Source organism: Rhabdothermus arcticus (genome assembly GCF_055382915.1).
In genome coordinates, this window is record NZ_AP043808.1 from 896,665 (window position 1) to 922,414 (window position 25,750).

Genomic DNA, 25,750 nt, shown 5'->3' on the forward strand with positions numbered 1-25,750 from the left:
ATGCGCGGGCGACTCTACACCACCCTGGAGCAGCTCGAGGCCGCGATCTACCTCACCGCGGGGCTGATCCTCGCCGCCGCCGCCGCCCTGATCCTGGGCTTTGCCGCCTGGGAAGGGCTGGTCAGCGTGCTCAGCGGCGATTACCCGGCGGCGATCGTGCACCTCCTGGACCGGGTCCTGCTGGCGCTGATGCTGGCCGAGGTGATCTACACCGTGGTGCGCTTCGCCCGCGAGGGCAAGATCGAGGCCGAGCCCTTCCTGGTGATCGGAATCATCGCCAGCGTGCGCCGCATGCTGGTGATCACCGCCGAGGGGGCGGCCAAGGCCGCCCCCGGGGACCCCGCGTTCCTGGCGCTGCTTGCCGAGCTCGGCCTGCTCGCGCTCGCGGTCCTGCTCTTTGCCGTGGCCATCCGCCAGATCCGGCGGTAGACTTTCCCCATGCCCCGCGCTTGCCAAACGCCCCTTTCCAGCGATCGAAGGGAGCCGAGATGAACCGAGACGAGCTCGTTGGCTGGCTGAACAGCTACTTGAACGTCGAGGCCTTCCCCGACCCCAGCCTCAACGGCCTGCAGGTCGAAGGCGCACCCGAGGTCGGCCGGGTGGGCGCGGCGGTCGACGCCTCGGTCAAGACCTTCCTCGACGCCGCCGAGGCGGGCGTGGACTTCCTCATCGTCCACCACGGCCTCTTCTGGGGACAGGTGAAGCCGGTGACCGGCCCTTTGCGCCGGAGGCTCGGCCTGCTCTTTGACAACGGGATCAACCTCTACGCCGCGCACCTGCCGCTCGACGCCCACCCCGAGGTGGGCAACAACGCGGTGCTCGGCAACCTGCTGGGGCTCGAGGCGCTGACCCCCTTTGGCACCTACAAGGGCCAGAAGATCGGAATGAAGGGGGTCTTCCCCCAGGCCACGCGCCTGCACGACGTCGCCGACCAGCTCGGCCAGATCACCGGCATGCAGTCCTTGGTCCACCAAGGCGGGCCCGACCTGGTGCGTAGGGTAGGGATCGTCTCCGGCTCCGGCGCGGACCTGATCCCCGAGGCCAAGGCCGAGGGGCTCGACCTCTTGATCACCGGCGAGCCCAAGCACGCCGCCTTCCACGACGCCTTCGAGTACGGCCTCAACGTGATCTACGCTGGCCACTACGACACCGAGGTCTTCGGCGTCAAGGCCCTGGCGGAGAAGCTCCTGCGCACCTTCGGCCTCCCCTTCGTCTTCTTGGACCACCCGACGGGGTTATGAAAGGGTTTTTCATCAGCTTCGAGGGCCCCGAAGGGGCCGGGAAGAGCACCCAGGCCGAGCGCCTGGCGCGCTGGTTCGAGGCCCGGGGGGTGGACCCGCTCCTCACCCGCGAGCCCGGCGGCACCGCGCTCGGCGAGCGGCTGCGCGACCTCGTGCTCGCCGAGCACATGACCGCGGAGGCCGAGTACCTGCTCTATGCGGCGGACCGGGCGGAACACGTGCGCACGCGGATCCGCCCCGCCCTCCTCGAAGGACGGGTGGTGATCGCCGACCGCTACCAGGACTCCTCCTACGCCTACCAGGGGTTCGGCCGTGGCCTGCCGCTTCCCTGGATGCGCGCGGTCTTCGAGGGGGCCACGAAGGGGCTCCGCCCCGACCTCACCTTCCTGCTCGACCTGCCCCCGGAGCTGGGCTTGAGGCGCAAGCAGGGGGCCCCGGACCGTCTGGAGTCCGAGGCCCTGGCCTTCCATCGCAAGGTGCGCGAGGGCTACCTGACCCTCGCCGAGGCCGAACCCCAGCGCTTCGTCGTCCTCGACGCCACCGCCCCCGAGGCGGTGGTGTTCGAGCGGGTGGTCCGCGCGGTGGAGCGGCGATGGGCCGGCTAGGCTGGCTGTTCTTTGGCGTCCTGATCGCCCTGGCGGTGATCGGGAACGCGCTCTGGTTGGGGAGGGTCCGGCCGGAAACGCGGCGGCCGCCGCTCAGGACCCTCGTCGTGGAGGGGCAAGCCGGACCGGTCTCCCTGAAGGTCGAGATCGCCGACACCCCGGAGGCCTGGCGGCGGGGGCTGATGGGCCGCACCTCGCTCCCCGAGGACCGGGGGATGCTCTTCCTCTTTCCCGAGACCACCGGCGCGGCGTTTTGGATGAAGGACACCAAGATCCCCCTCTCGATCGCCTTCGCCGACCGCAACGGGGTGATCCTACGCATCCTGGACATGACCCCTTGCGAGGCCGACCCCTGCCCGACCTACTACCCCGGGGTGGCCTACCGGCAAGCGCTCGAGGTCAACCAGGGCTGGTTCGCCCGCCATCAGGTCCGGGTGGCCGATCGCTGGAGGCTCGAATGAACGGCGAACGCTACCCGTTTCGCTTCAACCCCAAGAAACCGCCGGACTTCAAGCCCCTTGAGGCCTACGGCCTGATCGGCGACAACCGCACCGCGATCCTCGCCGGGGCCGACGGGGCGATCGACTGGGCCTGCCTCCCCGACTTTGACTCGGAAGCGGTCTTCGCCGCGCTGCTCGACCCCGCCGCGGGCCGTTTCGCGATCCAGCCCCGGGGGGCGTTCGAGGCCCGCCAGTACTACGAGCGGGGGACCAACGTCCTGGTCACCGAGTTCAAGACCCGCTCCGGGTTGGTCCGGGTCCGCGACTTCATGCCCTACGTCCCCGGACGCAAGGTCCCCACCGCGGAGATCCACCGCGTCGTCGAAGGGGTCTCTGGAAGGGTGCCGATGCAGGTTCTCTTCGAGCCCCGCTTCGGCTACGGCCTCTACGCCCCGGTGATGGAGCCCTCGAGCTACGGGGTCCTGGCGGTGAACCCCCGGGGGGGTTCGATCGCCCTTAGCACCCGCGCGCCCCTGCAGGTCGAGGGCACCCGGGCGGTGGGGCGGTTCGAGCTCGAGGCCGGGGACGAGCTCTGGTTCGTCGCCGACTGGGGGGCCCGCGCCGTGCACCCGGTCAACTCCTACCAGCCCCCGCGCCAGCTCTGGCTGACCCGGGAGTTCTGGCGCAGCTGGATCGACAAGCTCCGCTACCAGGGCCGTTACCGGGAATGGGTGGAGCGCAGCCTGCTCACCCTGAAGCTGCTCATCTACGAACCCACCGGGGCGATCGTCGCCGCCCCCACCACCAGCCTTCCGGAGTGGCCGGGGGGCAGCCGGAACTGGGACTACCGCTACACCTGGGTGCGGGATTCGGCCTTCGTCCTACGCGCGTTCTTCGAGGCCGGCTACGTGCAGGAGGGCACCGCCTACTTCGACTGGCTCCTGCAGCAGGTCCTCGAGGGCGGCGGCGAGCTCCAGGTGCTGTATGGGATTCGCGGCGAGCGGGAGATCCCCGAGCGGGAGCTGCCCCTGCGCGGCTACCGCGACGCCCGCCCGGTGCGCATCGGCAACGCCGCCGCCCGGCAGTTCCAGCTCGACATCTACGGCAGCCTGCTCGACGCCGCGCTGCGCTACGACCGCCACGGCGGCGTGCTCACGATCACCGAATGGGAAAAGCTGGCGGAGCTGGTCGAGGTGGTGCGGCGTCGCTGGCGGGAACCGGACTACGGCATCTGGGAGGTGCGCACCGACCCCAAGCCCTTCACCTACTCCAAGGTCTGGGCCTGGGTGGCCTTGGACCGCGCCACCCAGCTCGCCACCAAGCTCAAGGTGGACGCCCCGGTCGCAGTCTGGGCTCAGGAGGCCGCGGAGATCCACGCCGACGTCCTCAACCACGGCTGGAACGAGGCCGTCGGGGCGTTCGTGCAGTTCTACGGCAGCGACACGCTCGACGCCAGCCTGCTGGTGATGCCGGAGATCGGCTTTCTGCCCGCGACCGACCCCCGTTTCGTCGCCACCCGGAAGAAGATCGTCGAGAGGCTGGCCGCCGGACCCTACCCCCTCCTCTACCGCTACCGCGGCGCGGACGGGCTTTCTGACCCCGAAGGGGCGTTCCTTTTGGTTTCGTTCTGGCTCGTCGACGCGCTCACCCTGGCCGACCAGCTCAAGGAGGCCCGGGCGGCCCTGGAGGCCCTCCTCCGCTACGCCAACCCCCTCAGGCTCTTCTCCGAGGAGGTGCACCCGGAGACCTTCGAGCTCCTCGGCAACTACCCCCAGGGCTTTTCCCACCTCGGCCTGCTCAACGCCACCTTCCGCCTGGACCGGGCCCGGCGCCGCCGCGAGGGCTGGGAGCTGCCCTAGCGCGACCGCACGCGGTTTAAGGTTGGCTTAAGGGGGCCCCTCCTAGGGTCGGGGTGGGAGGTGGCCTGATGCGAACCTGGCATCTGCTGGTCGTGCTGGCCTTGCTGCTCGGCGCCTGCAACACGTCCACGCCTCCGACGACGTCGCCGGAGGTGGACTGGCAGCCGCTCTTGACCGCGGCCTCCAAAGGGCAACCGCGGTTTCGTTTGACCGCCCCCGTTCCCGATGGGACGAGGCTCGAGCTCCGCTACCGGCCGCCGGGAGGGGAATGGGGGCCCTGGAAGGTCGCCGGCGTCTTTCGCAACCGGGCCGTCGAGGCCGGCTTGGACTGGCCTCGAGGCCTGGATCGGGCCAGCAGCCTGGTTCAGGGTCGGCTTTTCAAGGACGGCCGGGCGCTGGCCACTTCAAAGGCCTACACCATCCGCCGCTACGCTCCCCTTTGGCAGCTCGAGGCCCCCGAGGCCACCGTCGATCGATTGATCGCGGCCGGCAAGGATCGGGTCTGCACGGTGGGTCAAGCCCAGGGCGCCCTTGGCGTGGCGTGCTACGCGGCCGACGACGGAAGCCTGCTCTGGTCCTTCGAAGACACCGCCGGGGCCTACAGCCCAAAGCCCTGGGCGCTGGCCGTCGCGCCCGACGGCAGCCTCTACGTGGGGCTGAAGAGCACCCAGAACGTGCTCGTCTTCAGCCCCGATGGGGCCGGGCCTAAGGCCCACACCCTGGGCCAGGGCATCCCCACCGCCCTCGCCGCCGACGAAGCGCACCTTTACCTTGGAATGGCGATCCCCACCACCGTGAGCGGGGGCGAGTGCGACGGCAAAAAGCGCTTCCGCTACGGCCTCTTCGTCTTCCAGCGAGGCGAGCTCGCGCCGCTTGCGGCGTACATCACCAATGGCTCGGACGTCCAGGAGACCGTGACCTGGTGCGAACACAACAACTCCTCGATCCCCGCCCTCATCCCCGAAGACGGCGCGATCTACGCGGCGATCGCCTACCGCACCGTCTACGATGCGACCCTCGGCCGCCTGGGCTGCCTGGGCGTGGCTCGCTTCCGCTTCGACGGCACCCGCCTCCAACAGGACTGGATAACCCGGCCCGATTGGGACGCGTTCTGCACGGCGAGCGACGAAACCGGCACCGGCGACTGGTTCCCGGGCGGACGCTTCGCCTACGTCACGAACGATGAAGGATGCAGGCAGGGGTGCCGGGCCTACGTCTACGGCCTGACCGCGTTCGACGCCAGCGACGCCTACCTCAAGGCCGCGTACCTGGGGTTCGACGCGCACCACGCCTACGTGCGCAAGGAGTACGGAGAGGCGATCGCCTGGGACGAGGCGAGCGGCGGCGACCCCAATGGCGCAGCTGCGGCAATGGCCATCCACCTTGACCCGGGACCGAGCCTCCTCGCGTTCCAGCACGCGCCGGCCTGGGCCAAGGAAGGTCGCCTCTCCTTCGCGCGACGGGACACCCCTTACGCCCGTGAAACCTTCTGGCCCTTGCCGCAGGGAGCCTACGCCGCCCAGTACGTTCGCGACGCGACCGGGCGGGTCTTCGTCCTCCTCTGCGCCGACGCCCGCTGCACCAGCACCCGCCTGGCCCGCCTACGCTAGGCGTAGAATGGGGCCGCTATGGAACGCACCTTTTGCATGATCAAACCGGACGGCGTGCGCCGCGGCCTGGTGGGCGAGATCCTCGCCCGCTTCGAGAAGAAGGGCCTCAAGCTGGTGGCGATGAAGCTCTGCCGGGTCTCCTTCGACCTCGCCGAGGAGCACTACGCGGAGCACCGGGAGAAACCCTTCTTCAAACCGCTCGTCGAGTACATCACCTCGGGCCCGGTGGTGGCGATGGTCCTCGAGGGCGACGGCGTGATCAAGGAACTGCGCAAGATGATGGGGGCGACCGATCCCAAGGACGCCCTGCCCGGCACCATCCGCGGCGACTTCGCCCTCACGATCGACGAGAACGTCATCCACGGCTCGGCCTCGGCGGAGGACGCGGCCCGCGAGATCGCCCTCTTCTTCAAAGACGAAGAGCTCGTCGGTTAGCCGACGAGCTCCCCTCAGGAGGCGCCCCTAAGGGGCGCCTCCGGTCGCCAAGTCAAGCCGCAGATAGACCCCGGGCCGGGCCTCCGGCGTGAGCCCTGCAAAGCCGCCGAAGGTGTAGCCGAGGTTGAACCAGACCGGATCCAAGAGCCGGAGGCTGCCCTCGAGCGAGAAGGCCAGGTGCCCGGTGTCCTCCGCAGGCTGGTAGAGGTAGTAGACCCCGGCGCCGAGACCCAGCGCCCGGGTGAGGTAGTAGTTGGCCCCCAGCCCTCCCTGGTAGAGGTTGGCCCCGGCGTCGGCAAAGCGCATCCGGTAGGCCAGGCTCGGACGCAGCTGGAAGCTGAGGCTGGGGTGCCAGGTGCTCGCGAGCTCGCCGGTGAGCCCACCGCCGTCCGCGGTCTCCAGCCGGTGGTAGGTGAGGAGCTGGACGGCCTCGCCCCGATAGGCGTAGGCCAGGGTGAAGCGACCGGCCTCCAGGGGGAAGGCGTAGTTGGCGTCGACGCTGATCACCTGACGGCGGTCGAGCTGCCCCGCGGCCCCGGCCCGCAGGGTGACCTTTTCACCCGTATCGCCGGTGGCGCCCTCGACGCCGAAGCTCGCGGTGAAGCCGTCCTTTTTGTAGCGGGCCTCGACCCCGGCGCCGAGCTGGGTCTCGTCGTTCGCGAGGCTGCGCTCCACCCCGGCCGAGACGTCGAGCGACCAGTGGGCGTCGAGCGGCCAGGGGGCACGGACCCCGAACCGGGCCCGGTTGCCCTCGCCGCTGGCCCCGGGGAGCCGGTACTCGAGCGCCAGGTTGGCCGCGCCGAGCTGCTGCGTCAGGCCCAGGACCCCGTCCAGCCCCTGGCCCCAGGTGTAGGCGAGGTCGCCGCCAAAGGTGAGGTTGGCGTCGATCGCGTACCGCAGGCCGAAACGGGTTTCCGCGGGGCCGGCGAAGGGCTGGCTGTGGGTGAGGCGGGCGTCGGTGCGCGCGTCCTGGTAGCCGAGCCGCCCCAGCACCGAGGCCGCCCCACGCTCCCAGCGGTAGCCGAGGCCCACGCCGGCGAAGAGGTTCTCGGCCAGCTCCTGCTCGTAGAACAGCGCGGTCTCGTTGGCCTCGGGGCGGGCGGTGTGCTCGAGAGCCAGACGCTGGTGGGCGCCGAGCGCGGTGGCCACCCGCCCCCGACCGGCGAGCCGTCCCCCTTCGTAGTCGAGCCGGCCCGAAAGCTCAAGGACCCCGGCGTGCCCTTCCCCTTCGAGGCTCGCCCGGAGCACCCCTTCCGCCCAGGTCAGGCCGAGGGTGGTCGAGAGGCCCCGGGTCCGGTAGTCGGCCCGGAGGCCAAAGCGGTAGGTCGCGCCGCCGTCCAGGCTGCCGCTTGCGGCCTCGATGCGGAGCCCTCCCCGTTCCAGCGCCGCCCCCACGCCGAAGGTGAGGGTGTCCCGCGGCGCCTCCTCGGGGCTGAAGGCGACGACCAAGGCTTGCGGCCGCAGCGCGAGGTCGGTGGGCCAGAGGGGATAGGCCAGGTAGAGCGTTCCGCTCACCGCGTCGAGGACGTAGTCCCTGAGGGGCACGAGCCGGGTACGGATCCCACCGCGCTCGATCCAAACCGTCTCGCTTCCGGGCTTCACCGCCTGGCCCAGGACATAGACGCGGGTGCCGTCGGGGGTGAGGCGCACGACCTTGGTCGCCTTGGCCACCAGCGCGCCGAAGGCGTAGACCTCGACGGGCCCGCGGTAGCTCGCGGCCAACGCGCTGGCGTCGGGCAACGCCAAAAGCCCCATCGCGCGCGTCCCCCGGCCGTAGGCCAGGCCAAACTCCGCCCGGTCGTAGCGAAAGGCCACGCCGTCCTCGGAGGCCAGCGGCAGCCGGGCCTCCTCCCCGGCGCCGGTGAGGGGGAAACGGCCGGTGGGGGTTTCGGGGCGATCCAGGCCGGGATGGCGCGCGCCCTGGCCGAACGCCTGATCCACCGCCGCCTGCAGGCGGCCGCCGGCCAGCGGGGCCTCGATGTAGCCGCGGGCGAGCCCCCCGAGCTCGACGTCGCCGGCGTGGTAGCGCAGGGTAACGCTGCCCTGGGCCAGGTAAAAGCGCTGCCTGCTCCCCTGGACGAAGTGGCGGGCGCGGGCCGTGAGCCCGAGGCCCTCGACCTCCACCCGGACTTCCCCGGGCACCGCCAGGGGCCTGAGCTCGAGCCGGGCCCGGCCATCCTCCACCCGCACCTGGTACCCGCTCAGCGTGGGAGCGGCATCGGGAAGGAGGGGCTCGGGGCTGGCCACGACCGTGGCCATGCCCGAACCGCTGGGCAGGCCGTGCGCGTCGCGGAACTCCAGGACGAAGGAAAGCGGCGTGCGCCCGTCGGCGACCGCGCGCTCGGGCACCAGGGCCACCTCGCGCGGCGGCCCCGGCCGATAGACGACCTCCCGCGCAATGGCCTTGCCGGCCCGGACCTCGAGCAGGTTTTCGCCGACCTCCAGCGGGACCTCGAGCACCACGCCCCCTTCGACGACCTCGGTCTTTAGCGGACGCACCGGGCGGCCGTTGACCCTCACCTCAATGGGGACCTCCGGCGAAGCCGCAAGCCGCACCCGGGCCACGGACCCAAGCCGGGCTCCCGGCTTCGGCGCCTGGATGAGCCGGCCCGCGCGTTCCCTGGGGTAGGGCCGCGCGGCCTGATCGTCGGCCAGCGTCACCCGCCCCTGGATCGGGATCGTCTCTTTCCCCAGGACCAGCGCCAGCTCGGGGGACGCCAGGACACCGAGCGGGCCCCGGTGCACCACGCGGTAGCTCAGGCGGCCGTGCTTTGCAAAGGGCAGCTTCCAGTAGAAGCGGCCCGCGTCGTCCACCCGAGGATCGGGCAGGGGCCGGCCGTCCAGCCGGCTCGAGCCGAGCAGGTACCGGGCCTTGGCGGGGGGACGGTGGCGCAGCAACAGGGCCTCGCCCCGCCCCTCGACGTCGAAGGTCAGCTCGATCGTGGACTCGCGCTCGGGCAAGAGCAAGGGGTGCACCTCGACCGCGGCCTCGGCGGGGGGGGCCGCTGGCTCGCCGTTCAGCTGGACGGTGACCCGGTTTTTCAACCGCCCCACGCGGGTGGGCTTGGCCTCGAGGACGAGGCGCTCACGCGCGCTCGATTCAAGCCGCAGGCGCCGCTCCCCCGCCTCCAAGCCCAGGCCCTCGTCGGGGGCTTCCTTGAGCACCACCCGGACCGGGCGGGAGAGGGGGTTTTCCACCTCGACGACGAAGCGCACCGCCTGCCCCAGGCGCACCTCGGTCGGGTCGGCAACCTTGCGCAAGCCAAGGAGGCGCCGCTCGATGGCCTCCACCGCGGTCACCGGCGTTCCGGGACCCCGGAGCACCGCGGAGAAGCGGCCCACCGCCGGCGGCCCGTAGCGAACCGTTGCCCGGTAGCAGTGGCGCGCGGTTTCGCCGGCGCCCAGGCGGCCCGAAAAGCGGGGCGGGGCCTCGGGCACCACCCAGTCCGGAGGGGTGTCCTCGAGGGTGTACTCGACGGGAACACGGGCGGGGTTGTTGACGGTCAGGCAGACCTCGAGCCGTTCCCCGGGCAGGACCTCCGACTTGTCCAGGCGGCGCGTGAGCCGGAGGCGCGGGGGGATCACCCGCACCTCGGCCTCGGCCTCGGCGACCCCGCGGCCATCGACGACGAGCTCTGCCCGGTTCACCACACGGGGCACGAGCCCCACCTGGCCCTCGAGCACCCGGCGCACCCGCTCCCCGGGTTTCAGGACCAAGGTCTCGTCCACTGAGGGCCCCGTCCACCCCTGGGGCGCGGGGTCCAAAAGCCGCGCGCGTCCTTCGGCGTCGCCGGTGTTCTCGATCTCGATCGCGAACGCCGCGGTCCCACCAGCCTCAACCTTCGGGGTGAGGGCCACCTTTCTCAGAACAAAACGGGGCTGGCCAACCACGTCTAGCCGGGCCTTGGCCTCGTTCCCGCAGGGGGAGAGCCGAGCGACCAGCGTAGCGGTTCCCGGACGCGTGGCCACCAGGGTGGTCTCGAACACGAGGGGCCTAGCCTTGCTCAGCGTGCCCGCAACCACGGTCGCGGCCTTGGCCTCGATCCCCTCGGGCAACACCAGTTTGAGCGTGACCGGGACCTCACCGCCAAACGCCGTCCTGGCCTCGAGGGCCGCCTTGAAGGCCTCCCCCGCGCGAACCCGCGCGGCGGAAAGGCGCAGGTTCAGGTCAACGATCGGCCTGACGGACCAGGTCACGGTGCGCTTCTCCCCGGGCTTGAGGACCACCCGCCCGGGCCCCTCGACCCGCGCGCCTTCGGGGGTCACCGGGGTGAGGAGGTGGGCCCCGGCGGGGAGCCGAAGGGTGCGCGCACCGGTTTTGGGAAGGGGCACCAGGTCGCCGTCCACGCGCACGGTGAGAGGATAGGGGGCACGCCAGGAACCGCAGACCGCCTCCGCCTTCAGGGTCAGCTCCGCCTGTGGCACGACCCGGCGCAGGACGTAGCGCACCCACCCCTGGCCCATGCCGAAGGCCACCACGCCCGGAGCCACGACCTCGCCCCCGCTCTGCTCAGTCCGCGCCAGCGTCCACCCCGGCGGGGGCTCGAGCACCACCCGCCGCGCGTAGGCCCCCTCGATCCGGTAACGGGCCCCGGCCACCGGCCGCCCTTCGGTGTCCACGATCTCGACTTTGATGGGCCCGAGCAAAAGCTTGAAGCCGATGGTGTTGGTGTGCTGCGTAGCGGTGTCCGGGATGCGAAAGCGGAACGCGTACTCCCCGACCTTCTCGGTAGGTATGTAGGTCCACTCGAGGTTGCCCGGAACCGGCGGCCGCAAGACCCCCTCGGGGGACCGCACGCGCAGGTCGAGCTCCTTGGGGCCGTCTCCGTCGTAGATCCCAACGCGCAAGCCCTGGGAGGGACGCTCGACCTTGAGCCGGAAGGGGGTCTGCCACCCTCCGCGCACCACGTTGTAGGTCTGCATGGCTCCGGGCGCCAGCCACAACCGCCCCTTGCCGCTCAACGCCTTGAGGTGGAAGACGACGGCGTTCTTGCCGTTGCCGAAAAACTTGGCGGTCACCAGGTACTCACCGGGGAGCAACCGGCCCCGATAGAGGGTGGCCCAGCGATGGGGCTCGACGCCGTAGCTGCGGCGGACGATCAAACGATCCCCCTGCCACACCTCGTACACCGCGAGAAGCTTGCCCTTGCCCCCGTCGTAACGCTCGTCGCCAAGCTCCTTGGGTGAGCGGTAATCGTTGGGGTCGAAGCCCGGGGAGAAGAGCTGAAGCCACATCTCGCCCGCGGTCTCGACCTTGAGCACCAGCTTGAGCGTGGCCTCCTGCCAGCCCAGTTCGCTACCGGGAACGATGAGCGGGATGCCGGTCTTGAAGCTGGCCTGGCTGTTGCCCGCCTGCCCCAGAACGAATCCCGCGAAAATCATCAGGGCGACCATCAGACTCCGCATTAGCGGTACCTCCACTCGAGTTCGGGATCGGTGAGGACGGGCCTCCCCGTCACGTCGTAGGTCAGCGTTCGCTCACCCACAAAGGCATCCCACTTCCAAACCTTGGCGCCGCCGTCGGGCAAGGGATCCCGCAGCACCACACCGGAGATGGGCTCGGCCGCGTGCAGATAGAGCACCACGCGGTAGCGGCCGTTTCCAAGCCGTAGAAGCTTCTTCTCGACAGTGAGCGGCCCAAGGCGCACCCGCGTCGTCCGCGAAACCGAGACCCGGCCCTTCGGTGGAATCAGGGGAAAGTCGCTGACCGTAAGGCCGATGGCCTCGACGCGGTGGGTGCCGGGCTGGCCAGTGGCTTCAGGATGGGGGGCGAAACTTCCAGGTACGCTCCTCGGATCCACGGCCACCAACCAGACGCCGGCGGGAAGGTCCCGGAAGGCGTAGCGGCCCTCGACGTCGGTGCGCACCTGGCGCCCGTCGGCGAGCACGACGCGCGCGCCGGGGAGCGGCAGGTCCTCGGAATCGAAGCGGCCGTTTTGGTTCTGGTCGAGGTAGACCCGGCCCAGCAGGGTCGCGCGACGGCCCAGGAAGGGGGCGTCCACGATGCGCACCTTGGCCATGGCCTGGGCCAGCGCCTGGGCTTTTCCAGCGGCGAAGAGGGCCGCGGTATTGCGCAGTTCGACCGGAGGCGACGCGGCACCGGCGACACGGGCCAAAACGCGCATGCGGTAGGTCAGCTTGAGCGAGCCGTTCGCAGGCGCGGTCAACCCCCGCCAGACCAGGGCCCCGTCCACGACCTCGGGGGTCACCGGTTCCGCCGAACCCGGCAGGTAGCGGAGCGAAGGATCGGGGTGGTCTTGAAGGTCGAAGACCACATCAACCGGATAGGGGTTGGTGACCTCGAGGGTATAGGTGAGCACCTCCCCGATTCGCGCCGTCGGTCGGTCCACATGTTTTTTCAAGAACAACGGATAGACCACCTCGATCCCGGCGCTGGCGCTGTCGTTGCTGCTGTCCGGGTCGGTCTCGTTGCCGCTCACGGTGGCGGTGTTGGTGTAGCCGCCGCTGGCGTTGACGGTGGCGGTGAGCGTCAGGGTGGCGCTGGCCCCGTTCGCCAGGTTGCCCACCGTCCACACGCCGCTGCCGTAGCTGCCCTGGGTGGCGCTGCTGCTCTGGTAGGTGTAGCCGCTCGGCAGCGAGTCGCTGACCTCGACGCCGGTGGCGTCGTCGGGGCCGCGGTTTTCCACCGTGACGGTGAAGGTCACGGTGTCGCCGGGGCCGGCCGTGGTGGGGCTGACCGTCTTGCTGATCGCTAGGTCGGCCTCGGGCTGGTAGGTGATCCCGGCGCTGGCGCTGTCGTTGCTGCTGTCCGGGTCGGTCTCGTTGCCGCTCACGGTGGCGGTGTTGGTGTAGCCGCCGCTGGCGTTGACGGTGGCGGTGAGCGTCAGGGTGGCGCTGGCCCCGTTCGCCAGGTTGCCCACCGTCCACACGCCGCTGCCGTAGCTGCCCTGGGTGGCGCTGCTGCTCTGGTAGGTGTAGCCGCTCGGCAGCGAGTCGCTGACCTCGACGCCGGTGGCGTCGTCGGGGCCGCGGTTTTCCACCGTGACGGTGAAGGTCACGGTGTCGCCGGGGCCGGCCGTGGTGGGGCTGACCGTCTTGCTGATCGCTAGGTCGGCCTCGGGCTGGTAGGTGATCCCGGCGCTGGCGCTGTCGTTGCTGCTGTCCGGGTCGGTCTCGTTGCCGCTCACGGTGGCGGTGTTGGTGTAGCCGCCGCTGGCGTTGACGGTGGCGGTGAGCGTCAGGGTGGCGCTGGCCCCGTTCGCCAGGTTGCCCACCGTCCACACGCCGCTGCCGTAGCTGCCCTGGGTGGCGCTGCTGCTCTGGTAGGTGTAGCCGCTCGGCAGCGAGTCGCTGACCTCGACGCCGGTGGCGTCGTCGGGGCCGCGGTTTTCCACCGTGACGGTGAAGGTCACGGTGTCGCCGGGGCCGGCCGTGGTGGGGCTGACCGTCTTGCTGATCGCTAGGTCGGCCTCGGGCTGGTAGGTGATCCCGGCGCTGGCGCTGTCGTTGCTGCTGTCCGGGTCGGTCTCGTTGCCGCTCACGGTGGCGGTGTTGGTGTAGCCGCCGCTGGCGTTGACGGTGGCGGTGAGCGTCAGGGTGGCGCTGGCCCCGTTCGCCAGGTTGCCCACCGTCCACACGCCGCTGCCGTAGCTGCCCTGGGTGGCGCTGCTGCTCTGGTAGGTGTAGCCGCTCGGCAGCGAGTCGCTGACCTCGACGCCGGTGGCGTCGTCGGGGCCGCGGTTTTCCACCGTGACGGTGAAGGTCACGGTGTCGCCGGGGCCGGCCGTGGTGGGGCTGACCGTCTTGCTGATCGCTAGGTCGGCCTCGGGCTGGTAGGTGATCCCGGCGCTGGCGCTGTCGTTGCTGCTGTCCGGGTCGGTCTCGTTGCCGCTCACGGTGGCGGTGTTGGTGTAGCCGCCGCTGGCGTTGACGGTGGCGGTGAGCGTCAGGGTGGCGCTGGCCCCGTTCGCCAGGTTGCCCACCGTCCACACGCCGCTGCCGTAGCTGCCCTGGGTGGCGCTGCTGCTCTGGTAGGTGTAGCCGCTCGGCAGCGAGTCGCTGACCTCGACGCCGGTGGCGTCGTCGGGGCCGCGGTTTTCCACCGTGACGGTGAAGGTCACGGTGTCGCCGGGGCCGGCCGTGGTGGGGCTGACCGTCTTGCTGATCGCTAGGTCGGCCTCGGGCTGGTAGGTGATCCCGGCGCTGGCGCTGTCGTTGCTGCTGTCCGGGTCGGTCTCGTTGCCGCTCACGGTGGCGGTGTTGGTGTAGCCGCCGCTGGCGTTGACGGTGGCGGTGAGCGTCAGGGTGGCGCTGGCCCCGTTCGCCAGGTTGCCCACCGTCCACACGCCGCTGCCGTAGCTGCCCTGGGTGGCGCTGCTGCTCTGGTAGGTGTAGCCGCTCGGCAGCGAGTCGCTGACCTCGACGCCGGTGGCGTCGTCGGGGCCGCGGTTTTCCACCGTGACGGTGAAGGTCACGGTGTCGCCGGGGCCGGCCGTGGTGGGGCTGACCGTCTTGCTGATCGCTAGGTCGGCCTCGGGCTGGTAGGTGATCCCGGCGCTGGCGCTGTCGTTGCTGCTGTCCGGGTCGGTCTCGTTGCCGCTCACGGTGGCGGTGTTGGTGTAGCCGCCGCTGGCGTTGACGGTGGCGGTGAGCGTCAGGGTGGCGCTGGCCCCGTTCGCCAGGTTGCCCACCGTCCACACGCCGCTGCCGTAGCTGCCCTGGGTGGCGCTGCTGCTCTGGTAGGTGTAGCCGCTCGGCAGCGAGTCGCTGACCTCGACGCCGGTGGCGTCGTCGGGGCCGCGGTTTTCCACCGTGACGGTGAAGGTCACGGTGTCGCCGGGGCCGGCCGTGGTGGGGCTGACCGTCTTGCTGATCGCTAGGTCGGCCTCGGGCTGGTAGGTGATCCCGGCGCTGGCGCTGTCGTTGCTGCTGTCCGGGTCGGTCTCGTTGCCGCTCACGGTGGCGGTGTTGGTGTAGCCGCCGCTGGCGTTGACGGTGGCGGTGAGCGTCAGGGTGGCGCTGGCCCCGTTCGCCAGGTTGCCCACCGTCCACACGCCGCTGCCGTAGCTGCCCTGGGTGGCGCTGCTGCTCTGGTAGGTGTAGCCGCTCGGCAGCGAGTCGCTGACCTCGACGCCGGTGGCGTCGTCGGGGCCGCGGTTTTCCACCGTGACGGTGAAGGTCACGGTGTCGCCGGGGCCGGCCGTGGTGGGGCTGACCGTCTTGCTGATCGCTAGGTCGGCCTCGGGCTGGTAGGTGATCCCGGCGCTGGCGCTGTCGTTGCTGCTGTCCGGGTCGGTCTCGTTGCCGCTCACGGTGGCGGTGTTGGTGTAGCCGCCGCTGGCGTTGACGGTGGCGGTGAGCGTCAGGGTGGCGCTGGCCCCGTTCGCCAGGTTGCCCACCGTCCACACGCCGCTGCCGTAGCTGCCCTGGGTGGCGCTGCTGCTCTGGTAGGTGTAGCCGCTCGGCAGCGAGTCGCTGACCTCGACGCCGGTGGCGTCGTCGGGGCCGCGGTTTTCCACCGTGACGGTGAAGGTCACGGTGTCGCCGGGGCCGGCCGTGGTGGGGCTGACCGTCTTGCTGATCGCTAGGTCGGCCTCGGGCTGGTAGGTGATCCCGGCGCTGGCGCTGTCGTTGCTGCTGTCCGGGTCGGTCTCGTTGCCGCTCACGGTGGCGGTGTTGGTGTAGCCGCCGCTGGCGTTGACGGTGGCGGTGAGCGTCAGGGTGGCGCTGGCCCCGTTCGCCAGGTTGCCCACCGTCCACACGCCGCTGCCGTAGCTGCCCTGGGTGGCGCTGCTGCTCTGGTAGGTGTAGCCGCTCGGCAGCGAGTCGCTGACCTCGACGCCGGTGGCGTCGTCGGGGCCGCGGTTTTCCACCGTGACGGTGAAGGTCACGGTGTCGCCGGGGCCGGCCGTGGTGGGGCTGACCGTCTTGCTGATCGCTAGGTCGGCCTCGGGCTGGTAGGTGATCCCGGCGCTGGCGCTGTCGTTGCTGCTGTCCGGGTCGGTCTCGTTGCCGCTCACGGTGGCGGTGTTGGTGTAGCCGCCGCTGGCGTTGACGGTGGCGGTGAGCGTCAGGGTGGCGCTGGCCCCGTTCGCCAGGTTGCCCACCGTCCACACGCCGCTGCCGTAGCTGCCCTGGGTGGCGCTGCTGCTCTGGTAGGTGTAGCCGCTCGGCAGCGAGTCGCTGACCTCGACGCCGGTGGCGTCGTCGGGGCCGCGGTTTTCCACCGTGACGGTGAAGGTCACGGTGTCGCCGGGGCCGGCCGTGGTGGGGCTGACCGTCTTGCTGATCGCTAGGTCGGCCTCGGGCTGGTAGGTGAAATTAACGCCAAACTCAGAAGTGCTTCCGCTGCTATTGGTGGCGGTTCCAGTGATCGGGTCTCCGCTTGCAAGCGAAATGCCGGAGGGCAACGAGAGGTCGCAAGCAAAGGTGCCGTCGTTATTGGTCGTGCAGCTTCCGATGTACCAGCGACCTTCGCCGTGCGGCTTTGAAAGCCCGTCGCCGGCGACGACTTCCCCGCCGTTATTGCCATAGTCGTGGCCTTTGTAAACCTCGATGGTGTGAGTTCCAGTCACCTTTTGCGTGGGTGTGCCCACATACCCCTCGACGTGCAAGGTGCCGCCTGAAACGACGGCGGCGGTAAAGACGGGGTAGTCCATCCCCTCGTTTTGCTCGTTGCCTGAAATCTGCCCGTCGTTGGGGGTGACCCCGTCGCCGTTGGGGTTAACGCTCCCTCCAGTCCCATCAGAATGGGACTGGTCGAGGTCGATGGAGAGGCCGCCGTTGCGGTAGAAGCTGTTTTGGGTGATGGTGTTCCCTTTAGAGGGCGTACTGCCGTCAACCGCCACCACCACGACCGCGTGTCCGGGCACATCGTGAACGATGTTCTTCTTCACTAAGCTGCCCGACCCGAAGATCCGGATGCCCCCGCGCTCGGTGGTGTTGATATCACTGTTCCCACCGCAAAAGTTTCTATTGCCGTCGCCCACGCCGGTATTGATGATGGTGTTTTCCTCAATGGTGTAGGCCCCGGGCGCACCCCAGGACTCCACACCGTAGGCGGAGATGTCTTGTATGTAGTTGTACCTGGCTACAACCTTGCTGGGGTCGCGCCGAGAACGCGTCCCCTCGAACGAAATGCCGTCACCACAAGGTGCTCCCATGCCGATATGCTCGATGAAGTTCTTCTCGCTCACCCCGAACCCATGCATTTCGACGCCGGTGTTGTAGAGATGGGCGATGTAGTTATGGACGGCATTGGCCTCGGCATCCGAATCCACCGTGACGCCTGCCCGCGCGCGATCGTTCCCTAAAGGATCGCTGCCATCCGCCCGCGGGCCAACGAAGCTCTCCTGCACCAGGTTGCCCGTCCCCGAAAGGACATGAACGAGGGCCACGTCGCTTTGGGCTTGGCTGTTGTAAAGCGCCAGATTTTCCAGGGTGGTGCTGCTTGCGTTCACCCGAAACCCGTCTCCGGTGTCGTTGACATCGATTTCAAGCTCGGGCTTTGCATACGACGACAGCGTCGTGCTGGAAACGCCGACCGGTTCAGGCGCTGACACGTAACCGCCGTTCGGGTCGCGCACCGTCGCGCCGTCTTGGTAGCTATAGGCCGTCCCATCCAGCGTGGTGCCATCATCGGTAATGGTGGGAAGCGGGTTCGAATCTTGAAGCGTCACCGTCCACCAAGACGTGCTGTTCAAGGGAACCGCAGGCACGAAGCGCATCATGTTGGCGCCGGAAATCGCGTTGGCGTTTTGGATGAACTGGCGCAGGGAGCCTTGGGCGGTGCGATTGCTTGCAGGGTCATCGTCACGATCGTTGGTGTTGGTGACGACGTTGAAGGAGAAGCCGAAGTCGACGTTCGAGACGTCCAAAGAGCTTACGCTAACTTCAGCCACGTGTTCCGCGGTATTAAAGCTCGAGGCATCGTCGGAGACGTTGCCTCTTCGGCCACCGAAACAAGCCCCGCTGGAAGTGAGCGGCTGGGCTTGGGTGCTTGGGTCGGCGTCGGTGTCGCAGAGCGTCCCGCCCCAGTTTCCGCCAGCCCCGTAGGTCTGCTCGGCCCAAATCTCGTCCTGGCCGGATCCCCCGTTAAAGCCCGCGTTCGGAGAAACGGTCTTCGAGTCCACCACGACGTACCGGGTGCTGCTTAGCGGAACGGGAAAGGCGTACCAGCCCGCCTCGCCGTTGTAGCTCGCGGAGGTGGTGGACGCGAGCTTCGTGCCGCTGCCCTTATAGAGGTCCACGGTGGCGCCGTCCACGCCGGGGTCACCCGCGACATCGCCGTCGCCTGCTTGGTCCTCTAACACGCGACCGGAGACCAACCGGCCCACTTGCGTATGGACTTCCGTATCCCATTGAGGAAACGAATAGCCGTTATAGGTGTCCTGAAAGTAAAGCGAGAACATTCGCGCAGAGCTCGCCCCGGCGTTGTATACGTAGGCGCGGTAACGGAACTTGTGGGTCTTGCGGAAATCCACCCTCACCATGTGCCTGGGGGCATTGGATGAAGTGTAGTCGATGTTGGGCAAGGTTAAAGACGTCTTCGACGCGAAGCGATACCACAGGCGCTCCGCGTCAAGGGCGGTGGCCTCCAGGTTCGTGGGATCATTGAAGGAATACCCCTCGATGCCGAGGAAACCCACGCCTTCCTTAAGATTATACCTTTTCCCGTCCACGTCGACCGCGGTCGCGGGAAAATCGATGGCCACCGGCTCACGCGTCCCCGATTTATAAAAGCGAAACTCGAACTCCGCGTAGACCCAGCCCGTGCCGCTTGAAAGTTTCTCTACGCGGGGCTGAAAGGCGGAATTTACGCCGATGCCGTTCTCCTCGTCGTCAAAGTTGGTTACCTGAACTTCGTTGGCCCCGCTCAACGCCACGAGCTCGACCTCGACGTCGATCCCAGGAGCGACGTTGTAGTAGGTGCAGGTGTCGCCAACCAAACTGCTGGTGTAGCCGGAGCACGACGAGCCGCCGTTCTTCACGAAGCTCAGGTTCGTCGCACTGGCGAACGCCGTGATAAGCATTAAAAAGAACGCGGCAAGGGAAACCCACTTCGTTTGAAACAAACGCTGAACGCTTCTTGACGCAACCGACCCCAAATCTCCCATAATGTCACTCCCAACGCAGCGCGAGGAACCGAGAAAGCACGCGAATCGCCGCCCTCGCTGCCGAACGGGCCGAGGCCCGATTTACAAGTTGTGCGTTCGGGTCGGTTGCGCCACTTGCTTCCCCCTGCCCGGCTGGCGCCCATCCTTCCGAACAGGGTTCATCGCACCCCGAAGCGACAAACAGAATACGAAAACAATGCCCGGATGCAACCCCCCATTTGGGGGGTTGCAGATTCAGAAGAGGTGGCTTAAAGGGACCTTAAGGACCTACACCCCGAAGCGATCCGGGAACGCCTTGCCTTGAGCTTGTCCTTTTCGATCGAACGCCTGGACCTCTTCGAGAAAACGCTTGAAGAGGTAGCGGGAGTCGTGGGGACCGGGGCTCGCCTCCGGGTGGTACTGCACCGAGAAGACCGGGTAGTGCTCGTGGGCCATGCCCTCAAGGGTGGCGTCGTTTAGGTTGACGTGGGTGGCGATGAAGCCCTGGAGCGAGTTGAGGTCCACCGCGTAGCCGTGGTTCTGACTGGTGATCTCGATCGCGCCGTCGAGCAGGTTCTTCACCGGCTGGTTCGCCCCTCGGTGGCCGAACTTCATCTTGTAGGTACGGCCCCCGGCGGCAATGGCCAGGAGCTGGTGGCCGAGGCAGATCCCGAAGATCGGAAGCTGCCCGATGAGCTCGCGCAGGGTTTCGTGGGCGTAGGTGGGGCCGAACGGGTCGCCCGGGCCGTTGGAGACCAAGAGGCCGTCGGGCTCGAGGGCCATGATCTGCCCGGCGGTGGTCTTGCCCGGCACCACGATCACCTCCAACCCCAGCGCTCCCAGCTGCTCGACGATCGCGTGCTTGATGCCAAAGTCCATCACCACCACCCGCTTGCCCCCCACACGAAGGGTGGGAAAGGCGTAGGGCACCGGGGTGGTGACCTCCGGGGTCATGTCGCGCCCGTCGATGTCCGGCCACGCCCGCGCCTCGCGCGCCAACAGCTCGAGCTCGTCCTTGGAAAACCCCTCCCCCGGCGCCTTCCCCAGGGCGCTGGCGTGGGCGATGACCCCCTTTAGCACCCCGCCCTCGCGGATCTTGCGCACCAGCTTGCGGGTATCGATCCCCTCGATCGCCACCACCCGGTGCGCCTCCATGAACTCGGCGAGCGTCTCCTGGGCCCGGGGCCCGGAGGCCACGCGGCTGAACTCCCGGGCCACGAACCCCTTGACCCAGGGACGGTTGGACTGCATGTCGTAGACGTTGACCCCGTAGTTGCCAATGTGCGGGTAGGTCATGACCACGATCTGACCGTGGTAGCTGGGGTCGGTCATGATCTCCTGATAGCCGGTCATCGAGGTGTTGAAGACCACCTCGCCGAGGGTCTTCCCCCGGTAGCCGAAGGCGAAGCCAGGGTAGGCCTCGCCGTCCTCGAGCACCAGCACCGCGCGCTCTCTATCCAGCATGCGTCAGCTCCTTGATCACCGGAACCTCCGGGCAGTGGTCCTGAAAGGGGCAGTCCACGCACTCGAACCAGACCTTGCGGGGAAAGGCCTCCGGGGCCTCGACCCGGTAGCCGAGCTTGAGGAAGAACCCCTCTTGAATCGTAAAGGCGAAGACCTTGGGCAGGCCGAGCGCCCGGGCCTCGGCCTCCGCCGCACCGACCAAGACCCGTCCCAGGCCCTCCCCCTGGCGCTCGGGGTGCACTGCCAGGGAGCGGATCTCCGCCAGGTCCTCCCAGACGATGTGCAAGGCCACGATCCCCACCAGGACCCCGCCTTCCTCCTCGAGCACGTGGAAGTCACGGAGGAACTCATAGAGCTGGCTCTTGGAACGCACCAGCATGAAGGACTCCCGGGCCCAGTAGCGGATCAGGTCGTGGATCTGCGGCACGTCGAAGACGCGGGCCTTGCGCAGGGTGTAGGGCGCCCCCTTCCTGGCCGGGGGCAGCCGCACCGGCTTGAGCTCCAGCTTCATCCGCTGGTCCACGTCCGCTTCGCCTCCTCAAGCTGAGCCTTCACCGCCTCCGGTGCGGTGCCGCCGTAGACGGCGCGGCTCCTGACCGCCCCCTCGAGGTCCAAGAGCGCCAGCGCGTCGGCCTCGAACGCCGGGTGCGCGGCCTTGAGCTCCTCCAGAGTGAGGGCCTCGAGCTCCCGGCCCGCCTCCGCCAGCCGGCGCACCAGCCCGCCCACGACCCGGTGCGCTTCGCGAAAGGGCACGCCCTTCTTGGCCAGGTAGTCGGCGAGGTCGGTGGCCAGGGCGAACCCCCCCTTCGCCGCCCGGGCCATCACCTCGGGACGCCAGCGGAGCTCCGGGATCATCCGCGCCAGCAGCTTAAGCGCGGGCAGCACCTGGTCCACCGCGTCGAAGAGCGGCTCCTTATCCTCCTGAAGGTCCTTGTTGTAGGCCAGGGGGAGCCCCTTGACCACGGAAAAGAGCGCGACCAGATTCCCGAGCACCCGCCCCGCCTTGGCGCGAATGAGCTCGGGGATGTCCGGGTTCTTCTTCTGGGGCATGATCGAGCTCCCGGTGGCGAAGGCGTCGGGCAGCTCGACGAAGCCGAACTCGAAGCTCGAGTAGAGGATCAGCTCCTCGGCGAGCCGGGAGAGGGTGGTGGCCAGGATGGCCAGCGCCGAGAGGGCCTCGAGGACGAAGTCCCGGCTGGCCACCGCGTCCAGGGAGTTGGGCATGGGACGGGCAAACCCCAGGGCCTTCGCGGTCATGAAGCGGTCGATGGGGAACGAGGTCCCCGCCAGGGCCGCGGCCCCCAGCGGCGAGGCGTCGAGGCGACCTCGGGCGTCCCGCACCCGCCCCAGGTCGCGCTCGAGCATCCAGAAGTAGGCCAAAAACCAGTGCGCGAGCAGGATCGGCTGGGCCCGCTGCAGGTGGGTGTAGCCGGGCAGGATCGTCCCCGCCGCGAGGTGGGCCTCGGCAGCCTCGAGGAGCGCCTTTTGCAGCTCGCGGATCGCGGCCTCGACCTCGGTCAGGGCGCGCTTGGTCCAAAGCCGCAGGTCGGTCGCCACCTGGTCGTTGCGGCTGCGGGCGGTGTGCACCTTCTTGCCCACCTCGCCGACCAGCTCGACCAGGCGGGCCTCGATGTTCATGTGCACGTCCTCCAGGGCCTCGCGCCAGGGAAAGCGCCCCTCGCGGATCTCGGCCTCGATCTGGTCCAGGCCCTCGAGGATCGCCTTGGCCTCCTCAGGGGTGAGCAGGCCGACGGCCTCGAGCATCCGCACGTGGGCCCGGGAGCCCTCGAGGTCTTCCCGCCAGAGCCGCCGATCGAAGGAGAGCGAGGCGTTGAAGCGCTGGGCCAGGGCGTCGGTCTCCTCGGTAAACCGCCCGCCCCAGGGTTTTTTATTCTCCGCCACGGCGTTTCACCCTCGAGGCCACCTTGAGCCGCAGGGCGTTGATCTTGATGAAGCCCTCGGCGTCCTTTTGGTCGTAGTCGCCGGCCTCGTCGAAGGAGACCAATCGCTGGTCGTAGAGCGAGACCGGGCTCTTGCGCCCCGCGATATACACGTTTCCCTTATAAAGTTTCAAGCGCGCGGTGCCGCTGACGTCGGCGGCCACCGCGTCGAAGAGGGCCTGCAGCCGCTCGCGCTCGGGGGCGAACCAGTAGCCGTAGTAGACGAGCTCGGCGTACTTCGGGGCGAGCTGGTCGCGCAGGTGAAGCGCCTCCCGGTCCAGGGTGAGGGACTCGACCGCCCGCCGCGCGTGGTAGAGCAGCGTCCCCCCCGGCGTCTCGTAGACCCCCCGGGACTTCATCCCCACGTAGCGGTTCTCCACCATGTCCACCCGCCCCACCCCGTGGCGGCCGGCGATCTCGTTGAGCCGGGCGAGCAGCGCCGCCGGGGAGAGGGCCTCGCCGTTCACCGCCACCGGGTCGCCCCGTTCAAAGGTGATCTCGACGTATTCCGGCGCGTCGGGGGCTTGGGTGGGATCGACGGTGCGCTGGAACATCTCCGCGGGGGGCTCGGCCCAGGGGTCCTCGAGGATCCCCCCCTCGTAGGAGGTGTGCAGGAGGTTCGCGTCCACCGAGTAGGGCTTTTCCTTGGTCACCGGCACCGGGATGCCCCGGGCCTCGGCGTAGGCGATCAGGTCGGGACGCCCCTTCAGGTCCCACTCCCGCCAGGGTGCGATCACCCGGATGTCCGGGTTCAGGGCGTAGGCGGTGAGCTCGAAGCGCACCTGGTCGTTGCCCTTGCCGGTGGCGCCGTGGGCCACCGCCTCGGCCCCCTCCTCCTCGGCGAGCTTGACCATGTACTTGGCGATGAGCGGCCGAGCGATCGCGGTGCCGAGTAGGTAGTAGCCCTCGTAAAGGGGCGCGGCGCGCATCATGGGGAAGACGAAGTCGCGCACGAACTCCTCCTGCAGATCGAGCGCGAAGGCCTTCTCGGCCCCGGTCTCGAGCGCCTTCTTGCGCGCCGCCTCGACCTCCTCCCCCTGACCGATGTCCGCGGTAAAGGCGATCACCTCGGCGCCGTAGGTTTCCTTGAGCCATTTGAGGATGACGCTGGTGTCCAGCCCCCCGGAGTAGGCGAGTACGATCTTCATCTGCACAAATATACAAGAAAAACGCCCGCGGCCGATGGCCGCGAGGGCGTAGCGGTCAGGCGTTAGAGGCTGCGCCTGAGGAGCTCGAGGTGCTCGTGGGTCAACGGCAGCACCCGCACCGGCTCGGTCTTCAGCTCGCCGTCCTCGAGGTAGATGTCGTGGAGGATGAAGACCCCCTTGTCCAGGTCAAAGGTAAAGGTGCTCATGGGCAGCTCCTCGAGGTAGTCCTTCAGCTCGGGGTGCTTTTCGATGACCTCCTTGACGAAGCCCGGCGCCCAGATGCGCACGTGGAAGAAGATCTCGCCCAGGTAGCCGGCCTCCTTGAGCGCGAGCAAAGCGGCCTCGGTCAGCGGCTTGTTGACCTCCGGGCCGACCTCGCCGCCAAAGGCCAAAAAGACGGTGTCCGCATCCTTGACCGCCTCGATCGCGGCCTTGACCTCGTCCGGGGTTGTGGCAAGACCGGTCTTGACCTCCATCAGGCCGCCCTTCTCGGCGAGCTCTGCGGCCTCGAGCGCCCCGGTGAGCGCCGCGCAGATGAAGCTCTTGTTGGTCACCACGCCGAGCGAGGCGTCCGGCGCCGCCTGGGCCAGCGCCTGCCCGACCACGCGCCCGGTCAAGGCCCGCAGGGTATACTGCTCCGCCAACGTCAACTTGGCCATCATCGACCACCTCCGAGGATGTATTTTAGCATATAAGGCTAAAGTTTCCAAAACAGATAAATGCAAACTTAGCTATCGGTGATGATAATAAGCCTCGACGCGGCGAGCGGCGGCCAGGTCCTTGTCGGTGATCCCCCCCGCGGCGTGGGTCACGTAGGCCACCCGCACCCGCTTCCAGAGGATCGCCAGCTCGTCCGGGTGGTGGTCGTGGCGCTCGGCGTCCAGGGCCACCCGCATCGCGAACGCGGCCCCGTCGGCGTAGGTCTCGAAGGCGAAGGTCTTGGTCAGGCGTCCTTCCTCCACCGTCCATCCAGGAAGATCGCTCGGTACGTCCATCTTGGCCCTCCTTCCTTTCTATGCTATACTTCTCGCTGGCACCTCGGACGGGGCTTTCCCCCACCCGTTCACCCCGGACGAGGAGAACGCGAACAAGGGAGGGCGCCTCGTGAAGACCTTCGTGCCCAAGGACGTAGAACACAAATGGTACCTCATCGACGCGAAGGGCAAGACCCTGGGTCGGCTCGCGGCCCAGATCGCGCACATCCTTCGCGGCAAGCACAAGCCCGAATACACCCCCAACATGCCGGTCGGCGACTACGTGGTGGTGATCAACGCGGATCAGGTGAAGCTGACCGGGAAGAAGCTCGAGGACAAGATCTACACCCGCTACTCCGGCTACCAGGGCGGGCTGAAGCGGATTCCCGCGGGTGAGATGCTCAAGCGTCACCCGGAGCGGGTGCTGGAGCACGCGGTCCGCGGTATGCTTCCCAAGAACCGCCTGGGTCGCAAGCTCTTCAAACGGCTCAAGGTCTACGCCGGCCCGAACCATCCCCACGCGGCGCAGAACCCTGAACCCCTCGAGCTGGAGGTGAGGTAATGGAGCAGTACTACGGCACCGGCCGACGCAAAGAATCGGTGGCCCGCGTCTTCCTACGCCCCGGCGAGGGGAAGATCGTGGTCAACGGCAAGTCCTTTCAGGACTACTTCCGGGGCGTCATCAAGGCAGTCAGCGCCCTGGAGCCGCTGCGCGTGGTGGACATGGTGGGCAAGTTCGACGCCGTGATCACCGTCAAGGGCGGCGGCACCACCGGCCAGATCGACGCGATCAAGCTGGGCATCGCCCGCGCGCTCGAGAAGTACAACCCCGAGTTCCGCAAAAAGCTCAAGCCCGCCGGGCTGCTCACCCGCGACGCCCGCGTGGTCGAGCGCAAGAAGTACGGCAAGCACAAGGCCCGTCGCGCACCGCAGTACTCGAAGCGCTAACCCCCGTTGGCGCCGTCCGGGGGCCGGTTTC

17 protein-coding genes are annotated in these 25,750 nt (G+C 68.5%); 9 read left to right on the forward strand and 8 right to left on the reverse strand.

Translation table 11 applies throughout. From position 1 onward, the window contains the following. From ACZ48Y_RS04670 to ndk, 7 genes are all read left to right on the forward strand, one after another. Positions 1-429, forward strand: coding sequence for a phosphate-starvation-inducible PsiE family protein (locus tag ACZ48Y_RS04670; protein ID WP_464742648.1), 429 nt, complete (start codon positions 1-3; stop codon positions 427-429). A gap of 59 nt (positions 430-488) precedes the next feature. Continuing rightward, positions 489-1,241 (forward strand): Nif3-like dinuclear metal center hexameric protein, encoded by a 753-nt coding sequence (locus ACZ48Y_RS04675; protein ID WP_464742650.1) that lies wholly within the window; start codon positions 489-491, stop codon positions 1,239-1,241. Further along, positions 1,238-1,846, forward strand: coding sequence for a dTMP kinase (gene tmk, locus ACZ48Y_RS04680; RefSeq protein ID WP_464742652.1), 609 nt, complete (start codon positions 1,238-1,240; stop codon positions 1,844-1,846). Before ACZ48Y_RS04675 ends, tmk begins: the two co-directional genes overlap by 4 nt. After that, positions 1,834-2,307: a DUF192 domain-containing protein gene (locus ACZ48Y_RS04685; RefSeq protein ID WP_464742654.1), complete on the forward strand. Its 474-nt coding sequence runs from the start codon at positions 1,834-1,836 to the stop codon at positions 2,305-2,307. The genes tmk and ACZ48Y_RS04685 overlap by 13 nt, the downstream gene beginning before the upstream one ends. Beyond that, positions 2,304-4,145, forward strand: a complete 1,842-nt coding sequence (locus ACZ48Y_RS04690) for a glycoside hydrolase family 15 protein (protein WP_464742656.1) — start codon at positions 2,304-2,306, stop codon at positions 4,143-4,145. The genes ACZ48Y_RS04685 and ACZ48Y_RS04690 overlap by 4 nt, the downstream gene beginning before the upstream one ends. Before the next feature lie 68 nt (positions 4,146-4,213). Then, positions 4,214-5,755, forward strand: a complete 1,542-nt coding sequence (locus ACZ48Y_RS04695; protein WP_464742658.1) for a hypothetical protein — start codon at positions 4,214-4,216, stop codon at positions 5,753-5,755. Positions 5,756-5,773: 18 nt separating this feature from the next. After that, positions 5,774-6,190 carry a nucleoside-diphosphate kinase gene (gene ndk / locus ACZ48Y_RS04700; protein ID WP_464742660.1) on the forward strand — a complete coding sequence of 139 codons (417 nt, stop codon included), beginning with the start codon at positions 5,774-5,776 and terminating at the stop codon, positions 6,188-6,190. Between the two features lie 27 nt (positions 6,191-6,217). Here the strand turns inward: ndk and ACZ48Y_RS04705 are convergent, their stop codons facing one another. From ACZ48Y_RS04705 to ACZ48Y_RS04740, 8 genes are all read right to left on the reverse strand, one after another. Continuing rightward, positions 6,218-11,584, reverse strand: a complete 5,367-nt coding sequence (locus ACZ48Y_RS04705) for a hypothetical protein (protein WP_464742662.1) — start codon at positions 11,582-11,584, stop codon at positions 6,218-6,220. An 11-nt stretch (positions 11,585-11,595) separates the two neighbouring features. Next, entirely contained in the window at positions 11,596-18,027 is a 6,432-nt protein-coding gene (locus tag ACZ48Y_RS04710; RefSeq protein WP_464742664.1) for a CARDB domain-containing protein, read from the reverse strand. 1,506 nt (positions 18,028-19,533) lie between these two features. Beyond that, the gene (gene carA / locus ACZ48Y_RS04715; protein WP_464742666.1) at positions 19,534-20,709 is read right to left on the reverse strand and encodes a glutamine-hydrolyzing carbamoyl-phosphate synthase small subunit; all 1,176 of its coding nucleotides are present in this window, start codon (positions 20,707-20,709) and stop codon (positions 19,534-19,536) included. After that, on the reverse strand, positions 20,699-21,220 hold the full coding sequence (locus ACZ48Y_RS04720) for an N-acetyltransferase (protein WP_464742822.1): 522 nt from the start codon (positions 21,218-21,220) through the stop codon (positions 20,699-20,701). Before ACZ48Y_RS04720 ends, carA begins: the two co-directional genes overlap by 11 nt. Next, positions 21,217-22,611, reverse strand: coding sequence for an argininosuccinate lyase (argH, locus tag ACZ48Y_RS04725; RefSeq protein ID WP_464742668.1), 1,395 nt, complete (start codon positions 22,609-22,611; stop codon positions 21,217-21,219). Before argH ends, ACZ48Y_RS04720 begins: the two co-directional genes overlap by 4 nt. After that, positions 22,598-23,797: an argininosuccinate synthase gene (locus ACZ48Y_RS04730; protein WP_464742670.1), complete on the reverse strand. Its 1,200-nt coding sequence runs from the start codon at positions 23,795-23,797 to the stop codon at positions 22,598-22,600. The genes argH and ACZ48Y_RS04730 overlap by 14 nt, the downstream gene beginning before the upstream one ends. 62 nt (positions 23,798-23,859) lie before the next feature. Then, on the reverse strand, positions 23,860-24,456 hold the full coding sequence (locus ACZ48Y_RS04735) for a hypothetical protein (protein WP_464742672.1): 597 nt from the start codon (positions 24,454-24,456) through the stop codon (positions 23,860-23,862). A gap of 72 nt (positions 24,457-24,528) precedes the next feature. Continuing rightward, complete coding sequence (locus tag ACZ48Y_RS04740; protein ID WP_464742674.1) at positions 24,529-24,792, reverse strand: 4a-hydroxytetrahydrobiopterin dehydratase; 264 nt, start codon at positions 24,790-24,792, stop codon at positions 24,529-24,531. A gap of 109 nt (positions 24,793-24,901) precedes the next feature. Between ACZ48Y_RS04740 and rplM the strand changes: the two genes are divergently transcribed. Both rplM and rpsI read left to right on the forward strand, forming a co-directional pair. Then, the gene (gene rplM / locus ACZ48Y_RS04745; RefSeq protein WP_464742676.1) at positions 24,902-25,333 is read left to right on the forward strand and encodes a 50S ribosomal protein L13; all 432 of its coding nucleotides are present in this window, start codon (positions 24,902-24,904) and stop codon (positions 25,331-25,333) included. Continuing rightward, the gene (rpsI, locus tag ACZ48Y_RS04750; RefSeq protein ID WP_464742678.1) at positions 25,333-25,719 is read left to right on the forward strand and encodes a 30S ribosomal protein S9; all 387 of its coding nucleotides are present in this window, start codon (positions 25,333-25,335) and stop codon (positions 25,717-25,719) included. The genes rplM and rpsI overlap by 1 nt, the downstream gene beginning before the upstream one ends. Positions 25,720-25,750 lie beyond the last annotated feature (31 nt).